The following is a 12,778-nucleotide window of genomic DNA, read 5'->3' on the forward strand; positions in this document are numbered from 1 at the left end:
TTTTTAGGGAAGATTACAAAACCTTATACCATTTACTTACAGAAATATATAAATGATTTATAATTATCATTAACATAAAATCAAATCATATTTGTTTTTTAGAATAGAAATAAACTATATTTATAAGCTTTTTAAAAAGCTAATCATCAAAAAGTATTAATAATTATATCAAAACACATGAGTCAAACACAAAAAACTAATTATCCAGCACTTTATACGCTGATAATTGTATTTTTTTTCTGGGGTTTTATAGCAGCGGGTAATAATATTTTTATACCATTTTGTAAAAATTACTTTGAATTAGATCAATTTCAATCTCAATTAATCGATTTTGCTTTTTATACAGCCTATTATATTGGTGCGCTTTTATTATATATATTGAGTGTTGTTAAAGGAAAGGATTTAGTAGGAAGATGGGGGTATAAAAAAAGTATAGTTTATGGACTTTTATTTTCTGCATTAGGAGCTGGGGCTATGATAATTGCAGTTCAAGTAAATATTTATATTGGGATGCTAATGGGATTATTTATTGTTGCTTTAGGATTCTCATTGCAACAAACTGCTGCAAATCCATTTGCAGTTTTATTAGGTGATCCTAAAACAGGAACTTCTCGAATTAACTTGGGAGGTGGAATAAATTCTTTTGGAACTACAATTGGTCCATTAGTAATTGGTTTTGCATTGTTTGGTACTTTTGATCATGTGTCAGACGATGTAATTAAGAACTTACCATTAACAAAGGTAGAATATCTATATATAGGAGTAGGTTTATTATTTGTTATTGCTGCGGCAATTTTCTTCTTTTCTAAGAAAGTTCCAGCAGGAATAAATAATGAACCAATGGAGAAATCAAACAAAGCATTAACAATGTTAATTGTAATGACAATTTTACTATTAATCATGTTTGTTCCAGTGTTTTTAAGTTATAAGAGTGTCGAAGCTTTAAGAATTGAAGAATTAAATAACTTAATTAATAATACGACAAACATAACATTAATAGATAGTTATAAAGCAGAAGTAGTTACGTTAAAAAATCCTTTAGAATTAAAAAGAATGGCTTGGCTTTTTGGTGCTTTATCAGTTGTTATAATTGGATTATTGTATGCCTATTTCAGCGCAAAGAAAAAGTCGGAAGGATGGGGAGCTATGAAATATCCTCAATTAATTCTAGGAATGTTAGCATTGTTTTTATATGTAGGTGTTGAAGTAGCTATAGGTTCTAATCTAGGAGAATTGTTGACACTAAAAGAATTTGGAAATCTTAGCTCATCACAAATAACTCCATATGTAACGATGTATTGGGGAAGTATGATGATTGGTAGATGGGCAGGAGCTATAAGCGCATTTAATTTGATTAAATCCAAAAAACAATTCCTATTAATCATTGTTCCGGTTATTGCTTTTTCAATTGTTATAGGTGTTAATACTATAGCTGGATTTGATATGTCACATTTATATTTTTATATCATATGTATAGCCTTACAAATTGCAGCATTTTTCTTATCTAAAGATAAACCAGCTCGTACATTACTTATTTTTGCAATCTTTGGAGCGATCGCAATGACAATTGGTTTACTTTCGACAGGTATTGTTGCCATTTATGCATTTTTAGCTGGAGGTTTAGCTTGTTCTATCATGTGGCCCGCAATTTTTAGTTTATCTATTGTAGGTTTAGGTAAATATACAGCACAAGGTTCTGCATTTTTAGTAATGATGATTTTAGGAGGAGGTATTATTCCTCCTATACAAGGAAAATTATCTGATATTATAGGAATTCATAATTCATATGTTATTCCATTAATTTGTTTTATTTATTTAATATCTTTTGCAGTAATGGTCAAAGGATTTTTAAAGAAACAAGGAATTAATATAGATGAGATTGAATCTGAAGGAGGACATTAAAAAGAATAATGTTAGTCATAAAAAAAAACGGAAGAATAATATTATTCTTCCGTTTTTTTAGTTTTAAATTATATACTTTTTTATTAAGTATTTAAGATAATATAAAAAAAATCGCTTAAGTAGAGAACTAAGCGATTTTTCAATAGATGTAGTTAAGGTAATAAGAATTGGTTAGTAATCTTATTTTGGGTTGTTTAGTCGGTTGAAATATAGGTTGTTATTTCTTTTTCAAAATTGATAAAAATTTTAGAATTAAAATATCCCTATTTATAGGTATTTTTTAAGGTTTTGAAATCAATCCATATTCTATGGCTGATGTGATTGCTGAACTTAAATTTGATGTTTTAAATTTTTCGATCAAATTCTTACGATGGCTGTCAACTGTATGTGTACTGATAAATAATTTATCTGCAATTTGTTGTGTTGTTAATCCTTGTGCAGCTTCAATTAAAACCTCTTTTTCGCGACGTGTCAATTTCGGAATCGTATTCAAACCATCTTTTTCTTTCTTATTCATCACATTTTTAGTTTGTGAACAAAGAAATTTCTTTCCATCAAAAATAGAATTAATCCCTTCTAATATTTCGTCAACAGAAGCGTTTTTCTGAATATAACCAGATGCACCTTCTTCCAAACAACTATTAATCACAGCGTATTCATTGTGCACGCTCAACATAATAATGTGCATTTCAGGATATTTTTTCTTGAAAGGTTTAATCAATTCAATACTATTGGTATCCGATAAATTGATATCTAACAAAAGAATATCAATTTCTGTGGTTTTTAAGGCTTCTTGTAATTGTTGAGACGAAGCATAACAATCGACCACTTGTAAACTTGGTTGATTACTCAAAATATTTCGCAAACCTTCTAATAATAAAGGATGATCGTCTGTGATTGCTATTTTTATCATAAGTTATATTTTAGGAAATTGGAACTCTATACTTGTTCCTAAATCGATTTCTGAATGTATATTTAGTTGTCCTTTTAAAAATTCAACACGCGATTGAATATTATGTAAACCTGCTGATTGCGTCAATTTTGTATTATTCATATCAAAACCTTTTCCATCATCTTCAACAGTAACAGAATAATTGTTCTCATCTTCTACAAATTGAATGATAATTTGTGTTGCATGCGCATGTTTAATGGCATTATTAACCAATTCTTGAATGATACGATATACCAATAACTGATGTTGTTTGTCGAGCGAATTGGTATAACTCAAAAACTGAACATCAATATCCAATTGCTCATTCGACATGCGGATTGCGTATTCTTTTAAGGCTTCTTCCAATCCATATTTCAACAACAAATCTGGCATTAAATTATGAGCTACACGACGCAATTCATCAACAGCACTATCCAATTGCAGAATAGATTTTTCCATATCTTTTTTGGAATGATTGTCAATTTTTTCGTTCAGATGAGTAAGCTGAATTTTTGTTCCAGAAAGTAAACCTCCCAAACCATCGTGCAAATCGCGTGCAAGACGAGCGCGTTCTTGTTCTTCGCCATTAAGAAGCGCCGTTAACGTAGAGATTTTAGAATTTTGACGTTCTTGTTCTATTTCCAACTTGTACAATTCTTCGCGCTGTTTTAGATGTTTGTTACGTTGTTTTAAAGCATAAAGCAATAAACCAAGTAAGGCAATAAAGAAAATGATGGAGAAAATATAATATTTGTTTAATTTATTCTTGAAATTAAGTTCTGTGATATAATTGACCAATTCATCCTTTCTATTTTTATTTTCTAGTTTAGAAAGCCTTAAATTCTGTTCAGAAATAGTTAATTCTTGTGAGCGTTTATCGGATTCTAATCGAGATAACTTTAATTGTTTACGTTGAAAATCTTCACTTAATCTTACATTTTCTAACTCTTGTTCTTGTTGAATTCCTAATGAGTGCATTAGTTGAATTTGTTGCTCTTTTTTCTCAGCTTCTAATTGTAAACGAATCATTTGTTGTTGCTGACGTTCTTTATCAAATTGAGCTTCTAAACGTTTACTGATCTGCGCTTGTTCGTTATCATAAATTTCTTTGTAAGTAGATGTATACAATTTATAATAACGCAAAGCTTCTTTGTAATTCCCTTCACGATCTTCAATATTAGATAAGCTTAAATACAACGAAAGAAGAATATTTTTGTCAGGCATTGTATTCTCGTTGACTTTTATAAGTGAATTGAGTAGATAGCTTTTTGCAGTAGAAACTTCGTTATTCTGCAAAGATAATTCGGCTAAAATACCATTAGCAGCGGCAACGTGATCGGATTGATTATTTTGTTCTCCTATTTCTTTGGCTAAATTGGCATATTTGATAACTTTTCCTTGATAGTTTTTTGGATAAAACTGAAGATATAAATTGGCTAGATTAATAGCAACAAACGACAAATCTGTTGCGGTAGCCATTTCATTTTTGTTTTTATAATACGTATTAATTGCGTTAGAATAATATTTTTCGGCTAAATCTCGTACAAAAATATTCTTTTCATTCTGCATAAATTTTTGTTCATACATGTATCCAATCGACATATAAGAAGTAAAAATTAGATTAGGATTATTTTGTTTAAGCGCTACATCTAAAGCAAGTTTGCTGTACTTTTCTTGTAATTCGTAATCATCCCATCTCGAATAAATTCCAGTCAATTCGTTATAAATAGAACTCATTCGTGTAAGAACAGTTGGCGTAATAGTAGCTTTATCTAGAAATTTAAGCCCATCAATAAAATTTTTTACAGCCTTAGAATCTTCATTGTTTCTTAAATTCAACCATCCTTCACAATATTTAACATATCCTTTTGTTGAATAATCAGTTGTGCGTCCGCTGTAATAAATTGCTTTTTGCAAATTATAGTTTGTTGCACTCAAATTATCATCAATACGATTATTCATTGCAGAAACAGCATGTAAATAAGCAGCATATTTTCCATCACTCAGTTTTTCGGCGCTCGAAATATTTTGTTTCAGAACAGTGAAAGCTTTTTCTTTTTGATTATTAAACAATAAAGCTTGCGCATATTTTCCGGTTATTTCGTATCGTTCAATAGAATTAGGAGCCGTTTTATTATATTGATTCTCAAAATTAATCAGTACTTCCTGTGCATTAGCAATTCCACTAATAGCGCATAAAATAATGACTATAAGTTGAAAAAAAAGAGTTTTTAAAGCACTGTTACTTTTTAACATATTGTGATGTTGAGTTTATTTGAGCTAATATAATGTCTTTTGTAGAATCAAAGAAACTAAAACAATCCGAAGACTGTTTTAGTTTGTACATAAGTTGAGGTAGGTTAGGATATAGGTTATTGTTATTTCTTAAAGTTAATATGAACGTCGAAAAATTCACCCTTTTGAAGAATTTCGTCTAAATTTCTATCAATAATTAAAGCAATATGTACTTGATCGTTGTCGTAAATATTCCAATCCATTTCAGCGTCATATTGATAAACACCTTTTAATGTCCATTTGTAAATATCCCAATTTCCAGACGTTCCAATTTTATCCACACGTTTTTCATTATTTGAAACATAATATAAATATTGATGTCCATCATACGATAAAAACGGATAATATATGACTTGGTTTTTCTCTGCAGCAAAACCACTACCAGATTCAAAATACGGAATGCTTTCTATCTTTATTCCTTCTTGAAAATTAACATCAGCCGAACTATCAGTCACTAATGCTTGTGCAGCGTAAAACAGATTTTTCTTTTCTTGATAAGGTTTATTTAGATATTCAATACTAAATTCTTCAGGACGAAGCGTAATTGTTTGATCAGCTTTATCAATATTAAATGTTTGATTTCCTTGTTTTATTATAAGATTGTTAGTTGTATATTCTTGCGCATTTCCAAAAGAAACCAAAAGACTACAAACCATTAGAACCATTATTTTTTTCATCTTCTTTTCAATTTTGATACTGCTAAATTATCTCGAAAATTGTTCAAAAAACTCACTATAATTATTGAATTTCCTAGATTAAATGGTAAATGAAAGTAATAAGGAATTAAGTTTAACTTATGGTACAAGAAAAACAACTGTGTATAAATATCAAAAAGTAGACAAAAATACGCTGGTGTTGTACGCTGGTGTTGATAGAATATCGTGATAAAAATAATGATGGGAAAGAAGATAAAATCTTAAATTATTATGAACGTAAATAACGCAAAAAGACAACTTAATTAGTTGTCTTTTTTTGATTTATTATTTATTCAATTCTTTTATCCTTGCTTTGTTTCTTCCGTCCAAAAGTGACGCAACAGCCCAAATTGCTGCGGGCAACCATCCAATTAAGGTAATTTGTAAGATTAAGCAAATAACGCCTTGTATTATTTTTCCTCTTAAAATGAATGATAACCAAGGTAGGAGTACGGCTAATATGATCATTGTGTTGTATTTATCGAATTAATTATTTCGTTGTAATGTAAAATTGAAACTTTATTTGATGTTGAATGCAAATCATTTTCAATAAGTGATTGAGCAACTTTTTCAGCTTCAATTGATTTATATTTAGATAAGTTTCCTCGTAAAAATATATTAATCAAAGGAAAAACTTTTGCACTGATATTCTCAGCTAAACGATATTCCGTTCGATTGCCAATTAACAAAGATGGACGATACAAGAACAATTGTTTGATAGTATTCTTTTGCAAAGTTTCTTCGGCTTCGCCTTTCATTTTTAAATAAAAATTAGACGAGTTCGCATTTGCACCAACTGCCGAAATATAATGAAACTTAGTTAGTCCTTTTTGACTCCCAAGCTTTGCAAACTGATTCGGAATATCGACTTCAATTTTATGATAAGCATCTAAATCAGGCGTCTTTTTTCGAGTTGTTCCCAAACATGAAAAAATAGAATCAATCTGCTCAATTTCATCTAAATTAATTTCTGAATTAAAGTCAGTTACGATTTCAATTAACTTTGGGTGATTGATTTGTTGAGGTTTTCGAACAATTGCGACAATAGTAGCATAATCAGGATGATTGAATAACTTTTCTAAGAGAAGAGAGCCAATTAAACCTGAGCTTCCTAAAACCAATGCAGTTTTGTTCATCGTCTAAATTTTCATCAACAACCAATACCACGCACCATTTACATCTCCTTGTTCCAAAAGTTTTGCTGCAACTTGATGACGAACCTCTGCAGATTTAAATTTCTTAATATCTAATCGTTGCGTCAATTGTTCTTTGAAATTACGAATCATTTCATTAGTTGGTAATTTTTCCACATTCCCTAATTGACCTAAATTATTGCCTGTTAAATAATTAGAATGCTTCACTTCATCAGGAAGTTGATCTATTCCCAAACCAATTGTGCGCGTAGGTTTTTCGACTTCGAAGATAGATTCCGGAATAACTCGGCAATAATAATCACCACCCATGCGAGCAACTAAATCCAAATCATAAGGCGAAACTTTATCATTTTCATCTAATAAATCCTCTTGCACATGCATGCGCACAATTTCTGCAATCACCAAATTAGCTGCACCTGGTTGATCTGTAACAGAAATTACTTCACGCACTTTACATTCAAATTGAATCGGAGACTCTGCTACACGAGGCGGTTTTACCAACTCTGAAGGTAATTCTGTAAAACCTGCTTTCTCAAATTCATTTACACCTTTTGGATATTCCACACTTGCCAACGATTGTTGCTGAACCATGTTATAATTGACAATATTAATTACACATTCTGGGTGTTCCCAAATGTTTTCTAATGTATGTTTTGTCGATCCATCTCTCATTTTTCGAAGTGGAGAAAACACGCAAATAGGTGGATTTTGTCCCATCATATTGAAGAATGAAAACGGACTCAAATTCACATTTCCATCTTTATCTATCGTACTTGCAAAGCAAATAGGACGTGGGGAAATGGCGTGTTTGAAAATGTCATCAAATTGACGTGTATTTGGCTCAAAAGATTTTGTATGTTGCATAAGTTGAGTTTATTGGGTGTAAAGATGAACAGAATTTACTAATTTTCCTAATCCTGTAACAGACATTTCGATGGTATCATTTGGTTGTAACCATTGTTCTTGATAAGCTGGATTCTGACGTTTTCCAGTGCCATTCAATTCAAGAAAACAACCTGTACCAACAGTTCCAGATCCTATAATATCACCAGGATAAAGTTTGACACCATACGAAATACGCTCGATAATCTCGGCGAAAGTCCAATGCATATCTTTGAAATTTCCATGAGAAACTTCGATATTATTAACAGAACAAGACATTTCTAAATCATAGCAATTTCCGATATGTCCTTCTTTAGGCTCAACTTTGTATTTTTCGATTTCGGTTGGAGTGACTAAATATGGACCAAACATAGAGGCAAAATCTTTTCCTTTTGCTGGACCAAGATTCAGTTTCATTTCTTCCATTTGTAATGCACGTGCGCTCAAATCATTCAAAACCATAAAGCCACCAATATATTCGTCCGCATTTTCTGCTTTGATATTGATGCCTTCTTTTTTGATGACAATTGCGACTTCAAGTTCAAAATCCATTCGATCGAAATGTTTTTCCATTGCAACTATTTTTCCTGGACCTTGAATAGCTTGATGATTAGAGAAATAAAACACAGGAAATTGATCAAATTCGGGAATCATATCCAAACCTCTGTTTAAGCGAGAAGTTTCTACATGTTGGCGAAATGCATAGGCATCTCTAAAACTTGCTGGATGAGGTATTGGCGCCAAAATTTGTGGTTCTTTTACCACCGCATTTTTATATTCACCACGCGATATTTCGTTTGTAATCTGTTGACAGATTAATAGTGAAAACTCGTCATCTGCTAAGATTTCGATTAGAGTAGAAGGTAAGTTGTGATTAATTTTTGTCAAATCATAGATAGCATCTTGCCAAATAAGACCTACTTTTTCTTGCTGATTTTCTAAGAAAGTAACGAATTTCATTATTTGTTGTTTGAGAGGTGAAGATACGAAGATGATTTTTAATCTTAAAATACTTTCTTTCAAACCTGATTCATAACATGTTTAGTTGTTTAACAATACGGTTATTGAATAATTGATTTGGTTAAAATATAAACTTGTTTAAACTTTCAGAGAATGTATTTTAATTGTTTATCTAATTTTCCTTTTTTAAGGATTTAAGAAAATGAAAATAATACGAGATTAAATAGTTATATTTCCTGTTTTACATCGTATACAAAACGTCTAATCACTAGTATATTTATTTTGTATCTGGTAATTTTTATCAAGAATTATAATTTCATAGGTAGTCTTCTTTAAAAAAATAGAAGGAATATCAGTATCAGTTAATACTTCATATACAGCTGTGGGTACACCATTTTGTTCAGCTTCACCTTTTCTGTAGAGCAATATCATTGCAGGATATGTTATAATAAGATTCTTAGGAAGTATAATTTTTTTATATGCCTTAGATTTTTGAAGCAGAAGGGTAGTTTCTAGAAAGGAATTTGCAGGTTGAATGATAGAGATATCAGTTTCATAACTAGATGGATTACTTCTGAAAATGATTCCCTTATCATTTATCAAAACAGTTGGAGTGGTTGTCGTGATTAATTTAGAAAGAGGTTGATTGTAACGACTTTCTCCTTTATCTGAATATTTATTTTGATCAATAGTAAAAGGATTAGTACCAGTTAACTCTGCTAAAATACCTGCCATAGACATACCTCTACCGTTATTATCTCCTTCAAAAGCATGTCCTGCACCACAATAAATAAAATATTTACCATTGGTATTATTTTTCATAAAAGAATGGATATTCTTAGCTTGTGCAATCTTGCGATTTTTCCAGGGATCTTTGTCCCAATTATCTTTATCCGAAGCTTCATAACCAAATACTGTAAAACCTAAATCAAGCGCTTCTTTTATAAAGTTTCCAAAATTAGGCTCGGAAGTATAGAATCCACTTTCTACTGTAGCAAATTGTCTTTCATTTATCAATAAATCATCTAATGCTTCAAGACCTAAATAACGATATCCATTTGCGTAAAGATCCTTTAACAACGAAGTTGCAAACCATCTATGACTTGCATTATGATGCAGTTCATTTAGTATAATGATTTTTTCATTTTTACTTCTATCAATAATATAATCTTTTGCAGAAACAGCTTTACTGTTATGAAAAAATACAGAATCAAAAGGGTTTAGTTTTATTTCTTTTAAATCTGGACGTTGTTCATTCCAAGTTTTAAGGGCTTTACTGTAACTTCCTTGAAAAGAAAAGTCTGTAGCTGCTAATTGTAACGCAAAAGTATTTTCACTACTGTTTTTTTTAGATTGTATATCTTCTGTAAACTTATAAGGGAGGTCTTGTGCTTGAGCAAGCTTTAAACTCAGAAAGAATAACAAAGAAAATAGTGAAATACGATTAGTAGTAATATTTTTCATATTCAATAGAAATAAAACATATATAGATTTTACTTTACTTTAACCAATTCTACACGTCTATTTTTTGCTTTATTTTCTTCTGTATCATTTGCTACCAATGGTTTTTCGGCTCCATATCCTATGGCAGATAAACGTGTTTTATCAATACCTAAAGTAATTAGTTTTTGCATTACAGCATTTGCACGGTCGTTAGATAGTTTTTTGTTATGTTTAGCATCTCCAGAATTATCTGTATGCCCTTCAATCGATATTTTCAATGCGTTATCTTTCTTTAAAGCATTTGCAATTTCAGTCACAATCTCATCACCTTCTTGCGCGATTTTTGCTTGATCAACATCAAAATTTATATATAAAATAGATTTTCCATTCTTAGTCAAATCATTAGCAATATCGTCTGCTGTTACTTTGGTAATCGTCTGCTTAAAGTTTGCTTCTTGTAATACATTAAGTGAAGCACCAGCATTGTTAGAAAGGTATTGTATATATACATTTCCTTTATCTTTTGTGCGTAATACCCAAAACTTCATATTTTGTCCAGCGTATCCCATATCGCCTTCACCTCCTTTATTTGGATCTTGTTTATTGTAACGCTCATATTCTTCTTTGGTTATTTCACCATCAAACACTTTAACAGCACCGATAGATTGTAAATAATCAGCCATACTTTTTTCAAAGAAATGTTGCGAAAATTCTTCTCCTTCTTTAGGTGAAACAAAAGTTTTATATAATTTTCCTTCAAAAGGAGTCATAACACCGTTAATAGGAAAAAAACATATGTCGAATTCTTTTACCAAAGGTTTGTTCATTTCTTTTAAACCTTGTGGAAGATTTATGAAAGGAAAATCTCCAATATCAGCTGTTGAAAATGCAATTTTGCTGATGTCAAATCCATTATCAGCAACCGTGTTATCTTGTTTTTGATTAGTATCTACTATAACATTATCCGTTTTCTTTTCTTCTGTTTTGTTGTTACAAGAAACAATCAAAGTAGCAGCAATCGCTACAATAAATAGTTTATTCATCGCTGTTCAAATATTAATTTTATAGTATTATTTGAGATAAAAATACTATAAATTATTATCATACAGTTATTTATTTGCGTAATTTTTTTAATCTTTTATTTAGATCTTTATTAAAAGTCATCCTCTTTCATTCAAATTTGTTTAATATAATTCAATTGTCGTAAGTTGGTTACTTCAAACAAGTTATTTAGTATTTTTAGTCGATTTCAAAGCCCATATAATTAGTAAAGGTTGCATGAATAATCGTGCTAATCTTTTTTGATCTGTATCCAATCCAAAACCATCTCTTTTGTTTTTATATTGAGCCCAGTTTCCAGGAAAAACAGCCCCAAAAAAACAAGCTGCTATTTTTCCAACTATTTCTTTTTTACTATCTGGAGCTAAAACAATCGTACTACCCAAGGCTATTTCTGCAATTCCCGAATACACAACTGTGTCATCTTTGGGTAAAGGAACCCAATTTGGTACTTGTGTCTTGAATTCTTTTCTAGCTATAGTTAAGTGAGCAATTCCTGCTCCAATCAAAAAAGCTCCTAAGGTATATCGTGCGATGTTTTGTGTCGTGTTATTTTTCATGGTATTCATTTTTAGAATGTTATTATTCAATAATGAATCAAAAATCGTACAACTAACACTTAATGGGTTTTGAATAGGTGAAAAATCAAGATTTTTTATTTGAAATTTATAGGGAATTAATTTATTATGTTTTACGCTTAACTTTTTACGTTTTTTTCTTTCTTGCTGTCACATTTATTATGTTGAAGAATAAGATGAAAATTTTTTTAAAACGTTTAACTTCTTGATATAATTTTCTACATTACATTTCGAAAATCACTCGAAGTGACGGTATTTGATGTGAGTATTGAAACTTGTTACTGAGTTTACGAAGTGTCGAAGTGTCGAACCGAATCCTCTAATTTTCTAACCACAATAGAAACATAGTTTTTTTTATTTTAGAAATTGTATAGTTCAGTAAACTGAAAAATATCGATTTATTTACTATGATTAAAACATTTCGATACTAAATCGTCGGATTTTTAACTCCTTTTTCAATATTCAAAATCCTTTTTTAACAATGAATTTATAAATCGTCATTGCTGAAAAGTCGTAATTGTTGTAAATAAGAGTATTAAAGTCGACATACGATTTGCAGACGAGCTTCAATCTATTGGATGAGAAGGGTTAAGAGATTCTTCATTTCGCTAAAGCTACATTCTGAATGACAATTTCTCCCTGTCATTTCGAGGTATCGAGAAATCTTTTGTCACTTTTTTTATTCATAGCTTATATATTTTAATTATCGGTATACATATGCCCTTCGGGGAACAATCAAAAAAACTAACGAATACTTCGACAGGCTCAGCACAAGCAAGTCAAGGCTGTAAACCTCTCTACTAAAAATGTTCTCATTCCACTAAAGATTTTAAAAACCCTACGGGCTAAAACCTTTTAAACGCTGCATTCAAACATTTT

The 12,778-nt window shown here is 30.5% G+C and carries 11 protein-coding genes; 1 reads left to right on the top strand and 10 read right to left on the bottom strand.

Annotated features, from left to right (window positions below; translation table 11 throughout):
* The first annotated feature begins 177 nt into the window (after positions 1 to 177).
* Positions 178 to 1,902, top strand: coding sequence for an MFS transporter (locus B3R94_RS04070; RefSeq protein WP_291074172.1), 1,725 nt, complete (start codon positions 178 to 180; stop codon positions 1,900 to 1,902).
* A 280-nt stretch (positions 1,903 to 2,182) separates the two neighbouring features.
* Here B3R94_RS04070 and B3R94_RS04075 read toward each other — a convergent pair whose 3' ends face one another.
* The 10 genes from B3R94_RS04075 to B3R94_RS04120 form a co-directional block, all read right to left on the bottom strand.
* Complete coding sequence (locus B3R94_RS04075) at positions 2,183 to 2,815, bottom strand: response regulator transcription factor (protein WP_291065960.1); 633 nt, start codon at positions 2,813 to 2,815, stop codon at positions 2,183 to 2,185.
* A gap of 3 nt (positions 2,816 to 2,818) precedes the next feature.
* Positions 2,819 to 5,089, bottom strand: coding sequence for a sensor histidine kinase (locus B3R94_RS04080; RefSeq protein WP_291098866.1), 2,271 nt, complete (start codon positions 5,087 to 5,089; stop codon positions 2,819 to 2,821).
* 122 nt (positions 5,090 to 5,211) lie between these two features.
* Positions 5,212 to 5,805 (bottom strand): hypothetical protein, encoded by a 594-nt coding sequence (locus tag B3R94_RS04085; protein WP_291098869.1) that lies wholly within the window; start codon positions 5,803 to 5,805, stop codon positions 5,212 to 5,214.
* A 303-nt stretch (positions 5,806 to 6,108) separates the two neighbouring features.
* Complete coding sequence (locus B3R94_RS04090; RefSeq protein ID WP_291098872.1) at positions 6,109 to 6,291, bottom strand: YqaE/Pmp3 family membrane protein; 183 nt, start codon at positions 6,289 to 6,291, stop codon at positions 6,109 to 6,111.
* The gene (locus tag B3R94_RS04095; protein ID WP_115000417.1) at positions 6,288 to 6,959 is read right to left on the bottom strand and encodes an NAD(P)H-binding protein; all 672 of its coding nucleotides are present in this window, start codon (positions 6,957 to 6,959) and stop codon (positions 6,288 to 6,290) included. The genes B3R94_RS04090 and B3R94_RS04095 overlap by 4 nt, the downstream gene beginning before the upstream one ends.
* 3 nt (positions 6,960 to 6,962) lie before the next feature.
* Positions 6,963 to 7,841: a flavin reductase family protein gene (locus tag B3R94_RS04100; RefSeq protein WP_291098875.1), complete on the bottom strand. Its 879-nt coding sequence runs from the start codon at positions 7,839 to 7,841 to the stop codon at positions 6,963 to 6,965.
* Between the two features lie 9 nt (positions 7,842 to 7,850).
* Complete coding sequence (locus tag B3R94_RS04105) at positions 7,851 to 8,819, bottom strand: fumarylacetoacetate hydrolase family protein (protein ID WP_291098878.1); 969 nt, start codon at positions 8,817 to 8,819, stop codon at positions 7,851 to 7,853.
* Positions 8,820 to 9,080: 261 nt separating this feature from the next.
* Positions 9,081 to 10,283: a hypothetical protein gene (locus tag B3R94_RS04110; protein WP_291098881.1), complete on the bottom strand. Its 1,203-nt coding sequence runs from the start codon at positions 10,281 to 10,283 to the stop codon at positions 9,081 to 9,083.
* Between the two features lie 29 nt (positions 10,284 to 10,312).
* Entirely contained in the window at positions 10,313 to 11,305 is a 993-nt protein-coding gene (locus B3R94_RS04115; RefSeq protein ID WP_291098884.1) for an OmpA family protein, read from the bottom strand.
* A 183-nt stretch (positions 11,306 to 11,488) separates the two neighbouring features.
* Complete coding sequence (locus tag B3R94_RS04120) at positions 11,489 to 11,881, bottom strand: DoxX family protein (RefSeq protein ID WP_280050222.1); 393 nt, start codon at positions 11,879 to 11,881, stop codon at positions 11,489 to 11,491.
* Positions 11,882 to 12,778 lie beyond the last annotated feature (897 nt).

The organism is Empedobacter sp. UBA7611 (assembly GCF_002484365.1).
GTDB classification, from domain to species: Bacteria; Bacteroidota; Bacteroidia; order Flavobacteriales; family Weeksellaceae; genus Empedobacter; species Empedobacter falsenii_B.